An 18,448-nucleotide genomic window follows, 5' to 3' on the forward strand; every position below is an offset into this window, starting at 1 on the left:
TGCAGTTGTAACGTTATGTGGTTGTGCCCCGGCGTCGCCATGGCGGGCCGTCAAACGTAGGGTTTCCTCCGTGATCGACCTGAAGCTGCTACGTGAAGATCCCGATCGGGTCCGCGCGTCGCAACGGGCGCGGGGTGAGGATCCCGCCCTCGTCGACGTGTTGCTCGCTGCCGATGCGACGAGGCGTTCGTCGATCTCCGCCGCCGACGATCTTCGGGCCGAGCAGAAGGCGGCCAGCAAGGCCGTCGGGGCGGCTTCCGCCGACGATCGTCCGGCGCTGTTGGCGCGCGCCAAGGAACTCGCCGAGGCGGTCAAGGCCGCCGAGGTGGAGCAGGCCGCCGCCGAGACCGCCTTCACGGCGGCCCACATGGCCATCTCCAACGTCATCCTCGACGGGGTCCCGGCCGGCGGTGAAAGCGACTACGTGGTCGTCGACGTGGTCGGCGAACCGCCGAGCATCGCCGATCCGAAGGATCACCTGGAACTCGGCGAGTCGCTGGGCCTGCTGGACATGGAGCGCGGGGCCAAGGTGTCCGGCTCGCGCTTCTACTTCCTGACCGGGTACGGCGCGCTGCTGCAGCTCGGGGTCATGCAACTCGCGGTCAAGCTCGCCACCGAGAACCAGCACACCCTCGTCATCCCGCCCGTCCTGGTGCGTCCCGAGGTGATGTCCGGAACCGGCTTCCTCGGCGCCCACGCCGATGAGATCTACCACCTCGAAGCCGACGACCTGTACCTGGTCGGGACGTCGGAGGTGCCGCTCGCCGGCTACCACGCCGACGAGATCGTCGACCTCTCCGAAGGGCCGCGCCGCTATGCGGGCTGGTCGTCGTGCTTCCGCCGCGAAGCGGGCAGCTATGGCAAGGACACTCGCGGGATCATCCGCGTGCACCAGTTCGACAAGGTCGAGGCCTTCGTCTACTGCAAGCCCGAGGACGCCGAAGCCGAGCATCAGCGCCTGCTGGACCTCGAGCGTCGGATGCTGGCCCTGATCGAGGTGCCCTACCGGGTGATCGACACGGCCGCGGGTGACCTCGGCTCGTCGGCGGCCCGCAAGTTCGACTGCGAGGCCTGGGTGCCCTCGCAGAAGACCTACCGCGAGCTGACCTCGACGTCGAACTGCTCCACCTTCCAGGCGCGGCGCCTGGCCACCCGCTATCGCGACGAGAACGGCAAGCCGCAGATCGCCGCGACGCTGAACGGAACGCTCGGAACGACCCGCTGGCTCGTCGCCATCCTGGAGAATCACCAGCAGCCGGACGGCAGCGTCCGGGTCCCGGAGGCATTGGTGCCCTACGTCGGAAGGTCGGTGCTCACGCCGTGAAGACACAGTGACGGATCTCAAGACGGTCGACCTCGACCTCGAGGACATGCGTTCGTGGTTCGGGTTCGGGGTGGCCGGAAACTTCGCCGGGCACCTCGAGCAGGCGGGCGAGGCCGCCGACTTCGTGAACGTGTCCAGCGAAGGGGAGGCGCCGAAGGGCATCTTCCCTTGGTACGCACCAGGTTCCGACGGTGTTCTCGGTGAGTTCCCACTCTCGCACGACAGCATCCTGCTGCCCCAGAGCGACACCCCGCTCAACCTCCAGATCGAACCGGAGGTGGGCCTTGCCTGCCACGTGACGTGGCAGGGCGACACCGTGGTGTCGCTGCAGCCGTTCGCCCTCGGAGCGTTCAACGACTGCTCGATCCGCCGGCCGGGCGCCCTGAAGATCAGCCACAAGAAGAACTGGGGGCCTGCCTCCAAGGGCGTGGCCGCACAGTTCTTCGACGTCGGCGACCTGACGCCCGACGGCCCGACGGCGACCCTGCGCCTGGTGTGCGACCTGCGCACCGCCGACGGCAACGAGCACGGCTACGGCGTCGACAGCCCGCTGCTGGGTTACTCGTACTACGGCGAGGTGCTCCTCGACTGGGTCACCGAGCGGCTGGCCAACCAAAGGGGTTCTGCCGAAACACCATTGGAGGACGTGGGGGCGATGATGGTCGCCTCCGGGCATCCGTCCAAGGTGTTGATCGGCATCGGTGCGACTCGCTACACGAAGCTCGGCGAGTCGACCTTCCTGCAGCCGGGTGACGAGGCGATCGTGCGGGTGTACGACACCGAGTCCGAGGTGTATTCGGAGTTGCGACAGCTGGTTTCGTCTCGCTAGGAGGACCGATGTCCGACGTCGTGGTGTCCCAACTGTGGCGGTTCCCGGTGAAGTCCATGGGCGGCCACCGGGTTGACGAGGTGCGCGTCGACCGACGCGGTGTGCACGCCGACCGGCTGTGGGCGGTCCGCGACCTCGAGAACGGCGTCACCGCGTCAGCGCGGCGAGTGCCGAAGCTGTTGGGGTGTTCGGCTGCCTACGGGTCCGAACCGGGGCCCGATGCAGGGCCTGGCAACGTGCCAGAGGTGACCGTCACGTTCCCGGACGGCACCGAGTGTTCGAGTTCCGACGACGCGGTGCACGGGCTGCTGTCCGAGCTGGTCGGCCGCGAGCTGCGACTGGTCGCGCTGCCCCCGGTCGACGACACCAGCCAGCACCGGATGACGATGGCGGACTCGCTGGCGAACTTCCGCGAAGCGCAGGTGCGCAAGGACTTCGGGCTCGACGACGCGGAGGCCTTGCCGGACACGTCGGTGTTCAGCACCAAGGACATCATCACTCTGGCCAGGTTCTCGACACCGCCAGGCACCTTCGTCGACCTGGCGCCCGTGCATCTGATGAGCTCGACGAGTTTGGCGTCGTTGTCGGCGACCGCCGACGCCTACGACGTGCGGCGGTTCCGGCCCAACGTCCTGGTCGACGTCGGTCAGTCGGATGCGGACTTCCCCGAGACGGCCTGGGCGGGCGGCGACCTCGAGATCGGTTCGGCCACTTTGCGGGTCACGATCCCGACCATCCGCTGCGTCGTCCCCACCAGGCCGCAGCCGGGGCTTGGGCTGGATCGTGCCGTCACCCGCCAACTCGCCGACCGAACCAACCGCTTCCTCGGCGTCTACGCCGACGTGACGCGCCATGGGCTGATCCGGGTCGGCGACGTCGTGTCGGTGCGGTCGGGTCCTTCGCCGAGCGCGGGCCGCCGGGTGTTATCGACGGTGGAGAAGGCCGCGACCCGCCAGGTGCAGCGGCTGCTCGAGGCGACGGTGCTGCGGGAGAAGCGTTGACGCACCCGAGCCGGGTGGCGGTGGTCACCGGCGGTGCCGGCGGCATGGGTCTGGACACGGCCAGGATCGTGGGGCGCGAGCACGCGATCGTGCTGTGTGACGTCCGACAGGACCGACTCGAGCGTGCGGCCGACACGCTCGAAGGTCTCGGCGTCGCGGTGACGGCGGTGAACTGTGATGTCACCGACCGGGCGGCGGTGACCGAAATGTTCCATACCGCAACGGGTCTGGGGAAGCTGGTCTCGGTGATCCACGCCGCCGGCGTCAGCCCCAGCATGGGCGACGCCGAGTACGTGACGAGGACCAACGCGATCGGCACGCTTCGCGTCGGTGAGGCCTTTCACGCGGCGGCGCCCGAGGGGGCGGCGATCGTCAACGTGGCCTCGATGGCGGCGTACCTGGTCCCCGAGGAACTCGTCCCCACGGCGGCGTTCCCGCTCGCCCTGCACGACGAGGACGCCTTCATGGCAGCCCTGGGCTCGGCGTGCGACGCGATGCCCGAGGCCTCGCGGTCGGCGTTCGCCTACGCGGTGAGCAAGAGCTTCGTCAGGTGGTATAGCGCGTCTCAGGCCGAGCGGTTCAACGGACGCGGCCAGCGCATCGTGTCGGTCTCGCCGGGTTCGGTGGACACGGAGATGGGCAAGCTCGAGGAGCGCAACGGTGCGGGCGCGATCGTCGCAGACTTCAAGGTGCCGCGCTGGGGCAACGCCGAGGAGATGGCCGAGCTCTTTGCCTTCTGCGCCGGCGACAGGGCCGGTTACCTCACCGGGACCGACATCCTCAACGACGGCGGGGTGGTGGCCTCGATGAGGGAGCGGGCCAGGGTGGCCGCCCAGCGGGCCTAACGCTCCAGCAGCTGGTCGAGCACCGCGGTGAACTCGTTGGCGCGCAACGGGGTGAAGGCGGGGCTGGGGCGGGTGCCCGGCACGTCGAGAGTCACCAGCGTCGACTTGATCGGCCGCCAGACGTCCAGGGGAAGCCAGCGACGCAGGTCCGAACTGCCCCAGATGCGAAAGCGGTTGAGCACCAACCCCAGCGGCTCGGTGCGGTATCCGCGAACCGTCCGCAGCGGGATCACCTTCGAGGTGCCCGAGGGAAAGTGGTAGCGGCGCAACGTGATGGCGTGGCGATCCAGCAGGACGAGACCGTCGTCGTAGCTCGGACCGGTGGTCACGCCTTGGCGCTCCGGAGCTCGTGTCCCTTCGACGTCAGACACCGGCCGTTGGTCAGGTTCCACGACCAACCGTGCAGGTTGCAGGTCAGCGTGGTGCCGTCGACGACGCCGAACTTCGACAGATCGGCCTTCAGGTGTGGACACCGACGCTGAATCTCCCAGCCGTCCAACGTGATCGACGCCGAGTCGTCGTGCGCTTCGGCAAACCAGCCGTCCGCGTAGGCGATGCGCTCGTCGGTCAGGCACTTGAAGAACGTGTACAGGTACTCGTTGTACCCGCCGACGCGCCACGCCCGGAAACGGGTGGACAGGAAGACGGTGTTGACCCAGTCCGGCTCGTCGTCGCGCAGCACCGTCCGCACCAACTCGGGGGCGATCTCGAAGCCGTAACGGAACTTCTCGTCCGCAATCGGTTCGCGCACGGTGCGTTTCGGAAAGTCCAGCACGACCAGTTCCGATCCCATGCGAAGCTCGACCGGGTAGCCGATGCCGTCGCAGATCTGGTCGCTCTGCAACATGATCGGCTCGAACTTCGCGCGCAGCGGCTCCAGGAGCGGATCGCCCTCGGCGGGTGCCCAGCTGGCCTTGGCGGCGGCCAACACCGGCGCCATCCGTTGTGCGTACGCCTCGATGTAGTCGGCCTTGCCGTCCGTGAAGATCGTCTCGGGGTCGTCCACGGGATGGGTCAACGAATTCAGTGCGGAGCCGGTGAAGTCCGCGGCGGTGCCCGGGATCATCAAGAGCCCGCGGTCGTGGCCGTGGGTGCGCATCTGGTCGAGGAAGACGACCTGGTCGGGAAAGATGTTGGCCGGGTCGCCGTGGTCGTCGTTGAGGTCGCGCAGGTCGGAGTCCAGGAAGCAGGGCGGCCCGGCAGACGGAACCACCCAGGTGGCGCCGACCTGGGCGATGTACTGCCGGCAGCGGTCCATCTGACGCTGACGCTTCTGGATGCCGAATGCTTCCTTGGCCCTGGCTGGCATGTCGTAGACCATCGGGTACCAAATGGCACCCGAGTACTGCAGCATGTGCACGTCCACGTGCCCGAATTCGGATTCGAGGACGTCGAGGTCGACGGGCCTGGCGTCGTTCATGTTGAACGCGACGGTCTCGCCGTCGGAGACCACCAGTCCGGAGTCGCCGATGGGGCCGTCGGCCGGGGCGCGCAGGGCGATGATCATCACGTCGAGGTCGCCCTTGGGGCCGCTCACCCGGTGTTTGGTCGAGTCGGTGGTCTCGAAGAATCGGTGAAAGCCGAGAGCCTCCAGCGCGCGACGCAGGTCCGGCACGGGATAGTCGGGCAGCAGGACCACGGCGTCCTTGTTGACGTGGGTCGCCAGGTGCTCGGGATCGAAGTGGTCCTTGTGCAGATGGCTGACGTAGAGGTAGTCCACGTCGCCGAGCGCGTCCCAGTCCAGGCCGCTGTTGTCCGGGAACGGGAACCACGACGCGAAGTACGCGGGGTTCACCCAGGGGTCGCAGAGGATGCTTCCGGCGTTGGTGTCGATGCGGAAGCCTGCGTGTCCGACGCTTGTGACCTGCACGTATTGCCTTCCCTGCGGGGTTTGCGTACCGCCGATCCTACCGGTGCGGCTCGGACCACTGGTCCCAGCGATCCCGGTAGTAGGCGATTCGCTCGCGGTCGGGGGCGACTCCATAGGCCTCGAGCAGCGCCGTCTCGTCGGCGGACGGGTAGTTCCAGGCCAGCGACATCGTCGCGATCGCCAGGTCGGCCCATCGGTCCGCGACACCGAGGTCGCCAAGGTCGACGTGCCCGCTGCAGCGACCGTCGTCGCCGATCAAGCTGTTGGGGGCACACGCGTCGCCGTGACAGACCACCAGCCGGTCGGCTGCGGGCGCGTCGGCGGGCACCCACGACGGCCTGTCGAACGGGCACCCGTCAACGGGGAGCGCATCGTGGAGTCGGCGAAGACCGCTGCCGATCGCTCGGGCGGCCTCCGCCGGTCGCCCGGCCCAGTGCGGGTCGACGGCCGATCGGCCAGGCAGCGCTGCGGTGTGCAGCCAGCCCGGCCCCGTGGACAGCACGCGGGGAACGGCGGTGAAGCCGGCGGCCCAACGCAGTCGGTCTGCCTCGGCGATCAGCAGCGCGGCGTGCTCGGCGGGATACACCTTGACGAATGCGTCCCCGGCGATCGAGAAGGTCACGCCGCCCAGTTCGTTCACCCAGGCCGGCGCCACCGGCCGACCCTCGGCGATGCGCACGACGACGTCGGGCACGGCGATGGAGCCACTCGGGAATGACACGGTTCACACCATGCCATTGCCTCGGCACTAGGCTGACTGTCGTGGAACCGGTATACGGAACTGTCATCACCCTCGCCCGCTGCGTATGGCGGCTACAGGGGTTGAAGTTCACCGTCACCGGCGTGGAGAACCTGCCGACCACCGGCGGTGCCGTGGTCGCGATCAACCACACCAGCTACTTCGACTTCACCTTCGCCGGCCTGCCCGCCTTCAAGCAGGGCCTCGGCCGCAAGGTGCGCTTCATGGCCAAGCGAGAAGTGTTCGACAGCAAGGTCTCCGGCCCGATCATGCGGAGCCTGCGCCACATCCCGGTGGACCGCGACAGCGGGGCGGCGTCGTTCGCCGAGGCGTGTCAGCGGCTCAAGGAGGGCGAGCTCGTCGGCGTCTACCCGGAGGCGACGATCAGCAGAAGCTTCGAGATCAAGGAGTTCAAGTCGGGTGCGGCGCGCATGGCCATCGCCGCCGACGTGCCGATCGTCCCGCACATCGTCTGGGGCGCCCAGCGCGTCTGGACCAAGGGCCACCCCAAGAACATGCGACGGCCCAAGGTGCCCATCTCGATCGCCGTCGGCGAACCGATCATGCCGACGTTCCCTCCCGCCGAGCTGACGGCGCTGCTGCACTCGCGCATGCAGCACCTCCTCGAGCAGGTGCAGACCAGCTACGGTCACCACCCGGCCGGCGAGTACTGGGTTCCGCACCGGATGGGCGGCGGCGCACCGACACTCGCCGAGGCCAATCAGATGGACGCGGACGAGGCTGCCGAGAAGGCGGCGAGGCGCGCCCGACGAAACGAGTCCACGGACTAGCACGATGGAGCCGGTCTTCCGAACCTTGGAGATCGCGGCCACGACCGCCGTGCGAGTCACCGGTACGCGGATCACCTACCGGGGCTTGCAGAACATTCCGTCCGAGGGTGGCGCGGTGATCGCGATCAACCACACCGGTTACCTCGACTGGCTGCCCGCGGCGCTCGGCGTCATGCACCGTCGGCGCCGGCTGCGCTTCATGATCAAGGCCGAGATGCAGCGCGTGAAGGTCGTCGACTTCCTGATCAGGCATACCAGGACCATCCCGGTGGATCGCCGGGCGGGCGCGGGTGCGTACGCGGTTGCCGTCGCCCGCCTGAGGGAGGGCGAGCTCGTCGGCGTGTACCCGGAGGCGACCATCAGCCGCAGCTTCGAGCTCAAGGACTTCAAGACCGGGGCGACGCGGATGGCGCTGGAGGCTCAGGTGCCGATCGTCCCGCTGATCGTCTGGGGTGCGCATCGCGTCTGGACCAAGGACCATCCGCGAAACCTGGGGCGCAAGAAGATCCCGGTCGTGGTCGCCGCGGGGCCGCCGTTGCTGCCGACCGGGACCTCCGACGAGTTGCTGCGCGACCTCCGCGCGGGGATGGCCGAACTGCTGCACCAGGTGCAGCAGTCCTACGATCATCCCGAGGGCGCTTACTGGGTGCCTCACCGCCTCGGTGGAGGCGCCCCGACCATGGAAGAGGCGATAGTGCGCGAAGAAGCCGAGCTTGCCGAACGCGCTCGACGGGACTCGGGGAACCAGTAGTGCTGCCACTTCTCATCGCCACCGACGTCGACGGCACCCTGCTCGACGAGCACGAGCGGGTCACGCCGCGCACCAAGGCAGCCGTGCTGACCGCCGTCGACGCGGGCACCCAGTTCGTCCTCGCGACCGGCCGTCCGCCGCGCTGGATCTCCCCGGTCGTGGAGGAGTTGGGCTTTGCGCCCATGGCGGTCTGCGCCAACGGGGCGGTCTTGTACGACGCCGCGGCCGACCACATTCTGTGGGCCAGGACGTTGTCGGTCGACGTGTTGCGGGAGCTCGCCGAGGTGGCGACCCGCGTCATCCCCGGTGCCGGACTCGCGGTGGAGCGCGTCGGCCGCAGCGCCCACGACGCGGCGACGCCGCAGTTCTTGAGTTCACCGGGGTACGAGCACGCGTGGCTCAACCCCGACAACACCGAGGTCTCGCTCTCCGACGTCCTCGACGCGCCTGCCGTCAAACTGCTGATCCGCAAGGCGGGTGCCCAGAGCGCCGACATGGCGGCGGCGTTGGCCCCGCACGTCGGTCTGCAGGGCGATCTGACGTACTCGACCAACAACGGCCTGATCGAAGTGGTGCCGCTCGGCATCAGCAAGGCGACCGGGGTCGCGGAGGTCGCCACCCCGCTGGGGATCATGGCCGAGGACGTCGTCACGTTCGGGGACATGCCCAACGACATTCCGATGCTGCTCTGGGCGGGGCTCGGCGTCGCGATGGGCAACGCCCACCCCGAGGCGAAGGCGGCAGCCGACGAGGTCACCACGCCGAACACCGACGACGGGTTGGCGCGCGTCCTCGAGCGGTGGTGGCTGTAGGGCTCAGGCCTTCTTGCCGATGGGGGTGAAGCGCTCCAACTGGACGGGAGCGTCACCCTGGTCGAGGGGGATGTTCAGCTCGACGCCGTCGATGACGCGGATGACGGTGCCGTGCTCGCGGTCGAAGTTCAGCGTGCCGTGCTGAAAGTTCTGCACGATCCACTGCGGTTCTTGAATCTCGCCGCTGGTCGGCAACCCCAGCGCGCCGCGTTCGAAGCCGAGCGTGCCCCAGGCCTCGTAGATCGAACCGGTGACGGGTTCGGCGCCGGTGTCGGGTGACCAGTACAGGGCGCCCTTGTCGAACGTCACGTAGCGCGACTCGCCGTCGCCGGGTGTCTCGGGTGTCTGCGGCGCGCCCAGCGGGCTGGCCTCGCCGCCCATCTGCGCCCACTTTCCGTAGATGGCTCCGCCGCGCAGGGTGTCGGCGAGGTCGCGGGGCCCGATGGGGGTGTTGAAGTGGGCGGCGGTGTCGCGCAGCAGTGGCATGGCCGCGTAGGCGGCGTTCCCCGGGCAGTCGGTGTTGCCGACGTCGCGGTGGGTGAAGATCGTGGGCAGCGTGACCGGGGTGCCGCCGGGGAACTTGGTGAACGAGCCGCCCGCGGAGGTCAAGGTGACCGATCCCAGCGGGTCGACGTGGTCGAGGCCCAGGCGCCAGCCCAGGAGACGGCCGGTGGTGCGCAGCTGGATGGGCGTCGGCGGCACCAGGTCGAAGTTGCCGAGCATGGCCACGCCCCAGGTGTCGGTGTTGAAGCCACCGGTGTGCGCACCCTCGACGGGCCGGTCCATCCCGCCGGCGCGGCCCTCGAACACCTGGCCGTACTTGTCGACCAAGGCGTTGTAGGCGATGTCGCACCAGCCGAGAGTGCGGGTGTGGTATTCGAAGATGGAACGGACGATGCCGGCCGAGTCTTCTGGTGCGTACTCGTTGCTGCCCGCGGTGTGGTGGACGATGCCGGCGCGAACCCCGTTGTCGTACACGGGCTTTCCGCACAGTTCCGATTCGTTGGCGCCCCATTGGGCGCGCCCGATGATCGCGGGGGGTACCCCGGGCGGGGTCGCGGCCTCCGGAGGGATCGACGAGATGTCGACCGGTGCCTGCGGCGGGCTGATCAGCACGGCCTTGAGGTCCTGGCCGAGCGGTCGTTCGGCGTTGGCGGGGACGTAGCCGAGGTCCGGCGTCGACGTGGGGGAGGGGCCGACGACCGGCGTGGCCGGCATGGCGCGGTCGACCTTGATTTGGACGTCGGTGGTGTGGCCGACGAAGACGGGGTCGGTGCCCTTCACTCCGCCGCCGTCGGGGCCGACGCCCTCGAGGTTCTCGGCCTGGTACCAGGGTCCCCAGGAGCCGTCGGCTCTCTTGGCGCGCACGCTGGCCGAGGTTCCACTCAGGTCGTCGGCGGTGAGCGCGACCATGGCGAACGGGGTGTTCTGGTGCAGTTCCCGGACGGTCTCCCCGCCGCCGACGCCGGTCAGGGGTCGCTCGACGATCAGGGGTGCGGTGGCCAGCGGTGTTTGGTGGGCGTCACCGGGCAGGCCGTACATGGCCAGCGGCATCATGACCGCGGTCGCTGCGACTGCAGAGAACAGCAGCGACGGAAGTTGGCGGCGACACGACACGGCCCGATGTTACGTATGTGTCAGGTGTTACCAGTGTTTCGACACGGCGTGGCGAGGGTACGAGTCGCGCGCAACGGCACCGCAGAGCCCCGTCGGATGTTCCGATGGCTTCTGCGGTGCCGTTTCGTCGCAGGACCTAGGCGGCGGGAAGGGCCGCCGGTGCGGCGGCCGCGGCGGGTACCGCTGCTGCCGCGCTCTTCTGGATGGCTCCGGTGATCATGGGCATCACCATGCCCTTGAGCAGGTCGATGGCCTGTCCGGCGCCGAGGCTCTCGGCGGCGCTGTTGAGGTCGCCGAGCAATCCGCCACTGCCGCTGCTGGCCGCGGGTGCGCCGAGGCCGAGCGACGGATCGCCACCAAGGATCGGGTAGGTGCCCGAGGTCGGGTCCAGGCCGATCGGATCGGCGATCGGGACCTCGCCCGCGCCGGGAACCCCGAGGCCGAGGCCGGTGTTGGCGGCCGGTGTGGTCAACCCCGGCGTGGTCAACCCGGGCGTGGTCAGCCCCGGCACCGTGGCGGTGGGGCTGGTCAGGGCGGGATTCGTCAGACCGGCGTCGGTCAGCCCTGGCGTCGTGAGGCCCGGGGTCGTGAGCCCTGGCGTGGTCAGGCCGGGGGTGGTCAGACCGGGTGTGGTCAGACCGGGTGTCGTGAGGCCGGGGGTGGTCAGGCCGGGGGTCGTGAGGCCGGGGGTGGTCAGACCGGGCGTGGTCAGACCGGGGCTGGTGAGCCCCGGGCTGGTCAGCGTCGCCGCCGAGGGCGCGCCGGTACCGCCCAGGACCCCACTCGGCAGGTTGACGCCGAACTGCGAGAGTCCCTGGGACAGCGCTCCGAGGAGCTCGCTCGGCAGATCGGTGACCAGCGCGGCCTGGACGAACTCGCGGTGCTGCGGCGCGGCGTCGTTGGTGGTGGACATGTCGGACAGTGCGACAACTGCAACTGGACTTGCAACGGCCAGGGCGGCGACTGCGCTCATGGCTGTCGAGAGCTTGCGTCGACGACGGTTAGGCACGGAAGTCTCCTCGTGTTTTCTCGGACCGTGGCTTCTTGGACCGTATAAATGGACTGCGGGCGTACTGATGCAACGCGTTCGATGGTACGGCTGTGACTGGTGTGTCTAGAGTGACGATGCGGAATCGTGAGCGAATTGCGACCTGCCGCGACCCGACGACCGGCCGAGCACACATTCGGGTCGGGACCCCTCCGTCGGATACCCTTGCTGCCGATGACAGCTCCTACCTCACGGGTCGCTGCGCAGGCCAGCTTCGACCTCATAGTCGTCGGCTCCGGATTCTTCGGCCTGACGATCGCCGAACGCGTGGCCACCCAACTCGACAAACGAGTGCTCGTGCTCGACCGCCGGTCACACATCGGCGGCAATGCCTACTCGGAGCCCGAGCCGCAGACCGGCATCGAGATCCACAAGTACGGTGCGCACCTATTTCACACCTCCAACCAGCGGGTGTGGGACTACGTGCGGCAGTTCACCGAGTTCACGGGTTATCAGCACCGGGTCTACGCCATGCACGCCGGGCAGGCCTATCAGTTCCCCATGGGCCTCGGCCTGGTGTCGCAGTTCTTCGGCAGGTACTTCACCCCCGACGAAGCCCGCGCACTGATCGCCGAGCAGGCCGCCGAATTCGACTCCAAGGATGCGCAGAACTTCGAGGAGAAGGCCATCAGCCTGATCGGGCGCCCGCTCTACGAGGCGTTCATGAAGCACTACACGGCCAAGCAGTGGGAGACCGATCCGACCAACCTGCCTGCCAGCAACATCACCCGCCTGCCGGTGCGGTACACCTTCGACAACCGCTACTTCAACGACACCTACGAGGGTCTGCCGGTCGACGGTTACACCGCCTGGCTGGAGAACATGGCCGCCGACGACCGCATCGAGGTTCGGCTGGACACCGACTGGTTCGACGTCCGCGACGAACTCCAGTCGGCCAGTCCCGACGCTCCGATCGTCTACACCGGGCCGCTGGACCGCTACTTCGACTACTCGGCGGGCCGGCTCGGCTGGCGCACGCTCGACTTCGAGACCGACGTCCTCGACACCGGCGACTTCCAGGGCACCCCCGTCATGAACTACAACGACGCCGACGTGCCGTACACCCGGATCCACGAGTTCCGGCACTTCCACCCCGAGCGGTCCTACCCCGCCGACAAGACCGTGATCATGCGTGAATACGGTCGGTTCGCCAAGGACGACGACGAGCCCTACTACCCGATCAACACCCCCGAGGACCGGGCGATGGTCACCGCCTACCGCGAGCTGGCCCGCGCCGAGACGGCGTCGGGGAAGGTTCTGTTCGGCGGCCGGCTCGGCACCTATCAGTACCTCGACATGCACATGGCAATCGCCAGTGCACTGAACATGTACGACAACACGCTGGCGCCGCACCTGCGCGACGGCAGTGCGCTGTCGGCTTCAGAAGACGAAAGCAGTTGAGCATGAGTGACATTCCGTCGGGCGCGCTCGACACCGGACAGTCCAAGGCGGTCAGCCTCCTGTCCCGCATCATCTTGCCCCGACCCGGCGAACCGCTGGACGTGCGCAAGCTCTACATCGAGGAATCCGAGACCAACGCGCGCCGCGCCCACCCGCCGACGCGCACCACCCTCGAGATTGGCGCCGAGTCCGAGGTGTCGTTCGCGACCTACTTCAACGCCTTTCCGGCCAGCTACTGGCGGCGGTGGTCCATCCTCGACTCGGTGGTGCTGCGCGTCGAGTTGACCGGTAGCGCCCGCATCGACGTCTACCGCTCCAAGGCCACCGGCGCCCGGATCACAGTGGGCGGCACCGAGGCGGTCAGCACCGACCCCGACCGCCCCGCGGTCACCGAGTTCGAGATCGAGCTCGACCCGTTCGAGGACGGCGGTTGGATCTGGTTCGACATCACCACCGACAGCAAGGTGACGGTGCACAGCGCGGGGTGGTACGCACCGATCCCCGCCCCGGGCCGGGCCGACGTCGCGATCGGAATCCCGACCTTCAACCGGCCGGCGGACGCCGTCAACGCCCTCGCGGCCTTGACGTCGGACCCCCTGGTCGACGAGGTGATCACCGCGGTGATCGTCACCGACCAGGGCACCAAGAAGGCCAAGGACAATCCTGGCTTCGCCGAAGCGGCTGCGGCCCTTGGCAACCGGCTGACGATTCACGATCAGCCCAACCTCGGCGGCTCCGGCGGCTACAGCCGCGTCATGTACGAGGCGCTGAAGAACACCGACTGCGAACAGATCCTGTTCATGGACGACGACATCCGCATCGAGCCCGACTCGATCCTGCGGGCGCTGGCGTTCAACCGCTTCGCCAAGATCCCGACCCTGGTCGGCGGTCAAATGCTCAACCTGCAGGAGCCGTCACACCTGCACGTGATGGGCGAGATGGTCGACCAGGCCAACTTCATGTGGACCAACGCGATCAACACCGAATACGACCACAACTTCGCGAAGTTCCCGCTCAACGACGAAGAGGAGTACCGCAGCAAGCTCCTGCACCGGCGCGTCGACGCCGACTTCAACGGCTGGTGGATGTGCATGATTCCGCGGTCGGTCGCCGAAGAACTCGGCCAGCCGCTGCCGCTGTTCATCAAATGGGACGACTGCGAATACGGCTTGCGCGCAGGCGAACACGGCTATCCGACGGTGACGCTGCCGGGTGCGGCCATCTGGCACATGGCGTGGAGCGACAAGGACGACGCCATCGACTGGCAGGCGTACTTCCACCTGCGCAACCGGTTGGTGGTGGCTTCTCTGCACTGGGACGGCAGCGTCGTGGGCCTGGTCGCCAGCCACCTCAAGGCCACCCTCAAACACCTTCTGTGCCTTGAGTATTCGACGGTGGCGATTCAGAACAAGGCCATGGACGACTTCCTCGCCGGCCCCGACCACATCTTCTCCATTCTGGAGTCCGCGCTGCCCGCGGTGCGCACGATGCGCTCCGCATTCCCCGACGCGGTCGTGCTGCCGAGTGCGACCTCGCTGCCGACCCCGTCGGACAAGCGGTGGCGCCGGAAGGTCAAGATCCCCGTCAGCCCGGTCGCGATCGCGGTGCGCCTGTCCCGCGGCGTGATTCACCAACTGAAGGCTCACGATCCGCAGCACCACGTCCGGCCGCAGATCAACGTCGCCACGCAGGACGCCCGGTGGTTCTCGCTGTCGCGGGTCGACGGCGTCACCGTCACCACGGCCGACGGTCGCGGCGTGGTCTACCGCCAGCGCGACCGCGACAAGATGTTCGAGCTGTTGCGCGAATCGCTCAAGCGGCAGGCTCTGCTGCTGCGCAAGTTCAACCGGATGCGCAAGGTCTACCGCGGCGCGCTGCCGGAGCTCACCAGCACGCAAAAGTGGGAGAGCGTGTTGCTGCCCGCCGCGAAGGCTCCGGCGGAAGTGTCCCGGTGACCGACACCCTGCGGGGCGAGGACGCGGCTCTCGTCGCCGTGCAGTCCACCCTCGCCGGCCGTCCCGGCGTTCTTCCCGGAGCGCGGGCACTGTCGCACTTCGGCGAGCACAGCGCCGGCTGGATCGGGGTGTCCGTCCTCGGGGCGCTGCTGCAGCCGGCGCGCCGGCGGGTCTGGCTGACGGCCGGGGTCGGGGCGTTCCTCGCCCACGCCGCCGCGGTCGTCATCAAGAGAGTCGTCAAGCGCCAGCGCCCGCACCATCCGTCGATCGCCGTCAACGTCGCGACGCCGAGCCGACTGAGTTTCCCGTCGGCCCACGCGACGTCGACCATGGCCGCGGCCATCCTGTTGGCCAGAGCGTCGGGGTTGCCGTTGCCGTGGCTGCTGGTGCCGCCGATGGCCTTGTCGCGCTTGGTGCTCGGCGTGCACTATCCGACCGACGTGCTCACGGGAGTGGCCGTCGGCGCGGTCGTCGCCAAGACAGTCGAGGCGGTTGCGGACCGGAAGGAAACAGGTGAGCGCGCATGAGTGAGGAAGCTCCGCCGTTGGCGGGCCCGCCGAAGAACCTCGCCTCCGGGCTGGTCAAGGCGGTCCGGCCGCGACAGTGGGTGAAGAACCTGCTGGTGCTCGCGGCGCCGGTGGCGGCGCTGGGCCGTGACGTCCGCTTCGGCTTCGACGACGGTGTGCACGTCCTGATCGCGTTCGTGGCGTTCAGCCTCGCGGCGTCGTGCGTTTACCTGGTCAACGACGCCCGTGACGTCGACGCCGACCGCGCGCATCCCACCAAGCGCAATCGCCCCATCGCCGCCGGCGTGGTGCCCGTGCCACTGGCGTACGGCCTGGCGGTGGTGCTGGGCGTCGTCTCCATGGCGCTGTCCTGGTACGTCTCGCCCAACCTGGCGTTGGTCATGGCCATCTACATCTCCGTGCAGATGGCCTACTGCTTCGGCCTCAAACACCAAGCCGTACTGGACATCTGCATCGTGTCCTCGGGCTTCCTCATCCGTGCCATCGCCGGCGGCGTCGCCGCGAACATCCCGCTGTCGCAGTGGTTCCTGCTCGTCATGGCGTTCGGTTCGCTGTTCATGGCGGCGGGCAAGCGTTACGCCGAACTGCAACTCGCCGAGCGCACCGGCGCCAAGATCCGCAAGTCGTTGGAGCGGTACACCAGCACCTACCTTCGTTTCGTCTGGACCCTGTCGGCGACCGCCGTCGTGCTCTGTTACGGCCTGTGGGCCTTCGAGCGCGACCGCACCGCGGGCGGCTCCCTGTACGCCGTGTCGATGGTCCCGTTCACCATCGCGATCCTGCGCTACGCCGTCGACGTGGACGGCGGCCTCGCCGGAGAGCCGGAGGACATCGCGCTGCGCGACCGGGTGCTGCAGCTGCTTGCCGTGGCATGGATCGGAAGCGTCTGTGCAGCGGCCTACTTCAGCTAGCGAATCCACCCTGGCGGTCCGGCTGGCGCGCTGGCCGGCCTTCCGCTTCACCCCCACGGTCCGGGTCAGCCTCTGGTTCAGCGTCGTCGTGGTCGGGGTCCTGTTCGCGTGGGGCGCCTGGCAGCGCAGATGGATCGCCGACGACGGCCTGATCGTCCTGCGCACCGTGCGGAACCTGTTGGCGGGCAACGGCCCGGTCTTCAACCAGGGGGAGCGGGTCGAGGCCAACACGTCGACGGTGTGGACCTACCTCGTCACCTTCGCCGCCTGGATCGGCGGTCCGCTTCAGCTCGAATACGTGGTCCTGACCTTGGCGTTGACGCTCAGCGTCGCCGGGATCGTGTTCGTCATGCTCGGCACCGGCCGGCTCTACGCGCCCGGCTTGCGCGGCAGGCAGGCGTTGCTCCTGCCCGCCGGGGCGGTGGTCTATATCGCGATTCCCCCGGCGCGCGACTTCGCCACCTCGGGGCTCGAAAACGGTTTGGTGTTGGCCTATCTCGGCCTGCTCTGGTGGCTGATGGTCTGTTGGTCTCAGGCGCCGCGAATCAACCCGCCCGCACCGAACGAGCCGGGTGGCAACGCGACCGGACGGGTCTTCGAGGGGTCGTTGGCCTTCGTCGCGGGACTCAGCGTGCTGATCCGGCCCGAGCTCGCGTTGGTCGGCGGGGTCGCTCTGTTAATGATGCTCCTCGCGGCGCACGGCTGGCGCCGGCGGCTGCTCATCGTCGTCGCGGGCGGTCTGCTGCCCGTGGTGTACCAGGTGTTCCGGATGGGCTACTACGGTCTGCTGGTCCCCGGCACCGCCGTCGCGAAGGATGCGTCGGGATCCAAGTGGTCCCAAGGCTTCGTCTACCTCACCAACTTCAACCGGCCGTACCTGCTGTGGGTTCCGCTGGTGCTGCTCGGCGGTCTCGCGTTGCTGCTGCTCGGAGTGCGAAGTCTGTTGTGGCGCAAGCGCGGTCACGTCACCCGAACCCGCGGTCGGTGGACCAGCGTGCTTCAGAGTCCGACCGCCGTGGTCGTCTTCATGGCGGGCAGTGGCGTGATACAGGCGGTCTACTGGGTGCGCCAGGGCGGTGACTTCATGCACGGCCGCGTGCTGCTGACCCCGTTGTTCTGCCTGCTCGCGCCAATCGCGGTGATTCCCATCGTGCTTCCGTCCGGCATGCGCGCGGTCCGCGGCCCCGGCTATCTGCTCGCCGGCGCCTCGGCGGTGTTCTGGCTGCTGATCGTCGGCTGGTCGCTGTGGGCGGCGAACTCACCGGGCCTGGGCAGCGACGCGACCCGGGTGACGGCCTCCGGCATCGTCGACGAGCGTCGGTTCTACGCCCAGGCGACGGGCCACGCGCATCCCCTGACCGCCGCCGACTATCTGGACTATCCGCGCATGCGGGCCGTCGTGGCGGCCATCGACAACACCCCCGACGGGGCGCTCCTCCTGCCGTCGGGCAACTACGACCAGTGGGACGTGGTGCCCGCGATCCCACCGCCCCTCCCGCCCCCGCCGGTCGGCGCCGCGCCGGTCTTCGTCAGCCAGCGCAGCGGACCCCACACCGTGTTCTTCACCAATCTGGGCATGCTGGGCATGAACGTCGGACTCGACGTCCGGGTGATCGACCAGATCGGACTGGCCAACCCGCTGGCCGCGCACACCGCGCGTCTCGACGACGCCCGCATCGGCCACGACAAGAACCTCTTTCCCGACTGGGCCGTCGCCGAGGGCCCGTTCCTCCCCATGCGGCCCTTCATCCCGCCCTACCTCGACGAGGACTGGATCGCGCAGGCCAAGGCGGCCCTGACGTGCTCGGACACCGACGCCATGTTGACCTCGATCCGCGGTCCGCTCGGGGTGAAGCGCTTCTTCTCGAACGTGTTGCACGCCGCCGCGTTCACCAAGTACCGAATCGACCGCGTTCCCCGCTACGAGCTGGCGCGGTGCGGCATCACGCCGCCGCCGCCGAAGGTTCCCCCGTACACCGGCATGCCCGCGACGGGGCCGTGACCCGCACCTACGTGTAACGGGCCGG

17 protein-coding genes are annotated in these 18,448 nt (G+C 68.5%); 12 read left to right on the forward strand and 5 right to left on the reverse strand.

The window, feature by feature from the left end; all coding sequences use genetic code 11:
- Positions 1–70 precede the first annotated feature (70 nt).
- From serS to H7J06_RS02385, 4 genes are read left to right on the forward strand one after another with little or no spacing between them, the layout of a single operon-like run.
- Complete coding sequence (serS, locus tag H7J06_RS02370; RefSeq protein ID WP_264036661.1) at positions 71–1,324, forward strand: serine--tRNA ligase; 1,254 nt, start codon at positions 71–73, stop codon at positions 1,322–1,324.
- 46 nt (positions 1,325–1,370) lie between these two features.
- Entirely contained in the window at positions 1,371–2,153 is a 783-nt protein-coding gene (locus tag H7J06_RS02375; protein WP_264036713.1) for a DUF5718 family protein, read from the forward strand.
- A gap of 8 nt (positions 2,154–2,161) precedes the next feature.
- The gene (locus H7J06_RS02380; RefSeq protein ID WP_264036663.1) at positions 2,162–3,154 is read left to right on the forward strand and encodes an MOSC domain-containing protein; all 993 of its coding nucleotides are present in this window, start codon (positions 2,162–2,164) and stop codon (positions 3,152–3,154) included.
- Entirely contained in the window at positions 3,151–3,999 is an 849-nt protein-coding gene (locus tag H7J06_RS02385; protein ID WP_264036665.1) for an SDR family oxidoreductase, read from the forward strand. The genes H7J06_RS02380 and H7J06_RS02385 overlap by 4 nt, the downstream gene beginning before the upstream one ends.
- Here the strand turns inward: H7J06_RS02385 and H7J06_RS02390 are convergent.
- From H7J06_RS02390 to H7J06_RS02400, 3 genes are read right to left on the reverse strand one after another with little or no spacing between them, the layout of a single operon-like run.
- Positions 3,996–4,328: a hypothetical protein gene (locus H7J06_RS02390; RefSeq protein ID WP_264036667.1), complete on the reverse strand. Its 333-nt coding sequence runs from the start codon at positions 4,326–4,328 to the stop codon at positions 3,996–3,998. The two genes, H7J06_RS02385 and H7J06_RS02390, sit on opposite strands and share 4 nt — an antisense overlap.
- Entirely contained in the window at positions 4,325–5,869 is a 1,545-nt protein-coding gene (locus tag H7J06_RS02395; protein ID WP_264036668.1) for an MBL fold metallo-hydrolase, read from the reverse strand. Before H7J06_RS02395 ends, H7J06_RS02390 begins: the two co-directional genes overlap by 4 nt.
- Before the next feature lie 37 nt (positions 5,870–5,906).
- Positions 5,907–6,590, reverse strand: a complete 684-nt coding sequence (locus H7J06_RS02400) for an aminoglycoside 3'-phosphotransferase (protein ID WP_264036669.1) — start codon at positions 6,588–6,590, stop codon at positions 5,907–5,909.
- Positions 6,591–6,631: 41 nt separating this feature from the next.
- Between H7J06_RS02400 and H7J06_RS02405 the strand changes: the two genes are divergently transcribed.
- Genes H7J06_RS02405 through H7J06_RS02415 form a run of 3 tightly spaced genes read left to right on the forward strand, consistent with a single transcriptional unit; the run spans position 6,632 to position 8,962 of the window.
- Positions 6,632–7,399 carry a lysophospholipid acyltransferase family protein gene (locus H7J06_RS02405; protein ID WP_264036670.1) on the forward strand — a complete coding sequence of 256 codons (768 nt, stop codon included), beginning with the start codon at positions 6,632–6,634 and terminating at the stop codon, positions 7,397–7,399.
- 4 nt (positions 7,400–7,403) lie between these two features.
- Positions 7,404–8,150 carry a lysophospholipid acyltransferase family protein gene (locus H7J06_RS02410; RefSeq protein ID WP_264036671.1) on the forward strand — a complete coding sequence of 249 codons (747 nt, stop codon included), beginning with the start codon at positions 7,404–7,406 and terminating at the stop codon, positions 8,148–8,150.
- Positions 8,150–8,962 carry an HAD family hydrolase gene (locus H7J06_RS02415; protein WP_264036673.1) on the forward strand — a complete coding sequence of 271 codons (813 nt, stop codon included), beginning with the start codon at positions 8,150–8,152 and terminating at the stop codon, positions 8,960–8,962. Before H7J06_RS02410 ends, H7J06_RS02415 begins: the two co-directional genes overlap by 1 nt.
- Before the next feature lie 3 nt (positions 8,963–8,965).
- On the opposite strand, the gene H7J06_RS02420 is transcribed toward H7J06_RS02415, so the two are convergent.
- Complete coding sequence (locus H7J06_RS02420; protein WP_275078891.1) at positions 8,966–10,519, reverse strand: N-acetylmuramoyl-L-alanine amidase; 1,554 nt, start codon at positions 10,517–10,519, stop codon at positions 8,966–8,968.
- 196 nt (positions 10,520–10,715) lie between these two features.
- Positions 10,716–11,588 (reverse strand): PPE family protein, encoded by an 873-nt coding sequence (locus H7J06_RS02425; RefSeq protein ID WP_264036677.1) that lies wholly within the window; start codon positions 11,586–11,588, stop codon positions 10,716–10,718.
- 213 nt (positions 11,589–11,801) lie between these two features.
- Between H7J06_RS02425 and glf the strand changes: the two genes are divergently transcribed.
- Genes glf through aftB form a run of 5 tightly spaced genes read left to right on the forward strand, consistent with a single transcriptional unit; the run spans position 11,802 to position 18,423 of the window.
- Positions 11,802–13,028: a UDP-galactopyranose mutase gene (gene glf / locus H7J06_RS02430; protein WP_264036679.1), complete on the forward strand. Its 1,227-nt coding sequence runs from the start codon at positions 11,802–11,804 to the stop codon at positions 13,026–13,028.
- Between the two features lie 2 nt (positions 13,029–13,030).
- Positions 13,031–14,983, forward strand: a complete 1,953-nt coding sequence (locus H7J06_RS02435) for a glycosyltransferase (protein ID WP_264036681.1) — start codon at positions 13,031–13,033, stop codon at positions 14,981–14,983.
- The gene (locus tag H7J06_RS02440) at positions 14,980–15,510 is read left to right on the forward strand and encodes a phosphatase PAP2 family protein (RefSeq protein ID WP_264036683.1); all 531 of its coding nucleotides are present in this window, start codon (positions 14,980–14,982) and stop codon (positions 15,508–15,510) included. The genes H7J06_RS02435 and H7J06_RS02440 overlap by 4 nt, the downstream gene beginning before the upstream one ends.
- Positions 15,507–16,421, forward strand: coding sequence for a decaprenyl-phosphate phosphoribosyltransferase (locus H7J06_RS02445; RefSeq protein ID WP_264036685.1), 915 nt, complete (start codon positions 15,507–15,509; stop codon positions 16,419–16,421). The genes H7J06_RS02440 and H7J06_RS02445 overlap by 4 nt, the downstream gene beginning before the upstream one ends.
- The gene (aftB, locus tag H7J06_RS02450; RefSeq protein WP_308205676.1) at positions 16,399–18,423 is read left to right on the forward strand and encodes a terminal beta-(1->2)-arabinofuranosyltransferase; all 2,025 of its coding nucleotides are present in this window, start codon (positions 16,399–16,401) and stop codon (positions 18,421–18,423) included. The genes H7J06_RS02445 and aftB overlap by 23 nt, the downstream gene beginning before the upstream one ends.
- Positions 18,424–18,448: the final 25 nt, after the last annotated feature.

The organism is Mycolicibacterium hodleri (assembly GCF_025822245.1).
In the GTDB taxonomy this organism is placed as follows: Bacteria; Actinomycetota; Actinomycetes; order Mycobacteriales; family Mycobacteriaceae; genus Mycobacterium; species Mycobacterium hodleri.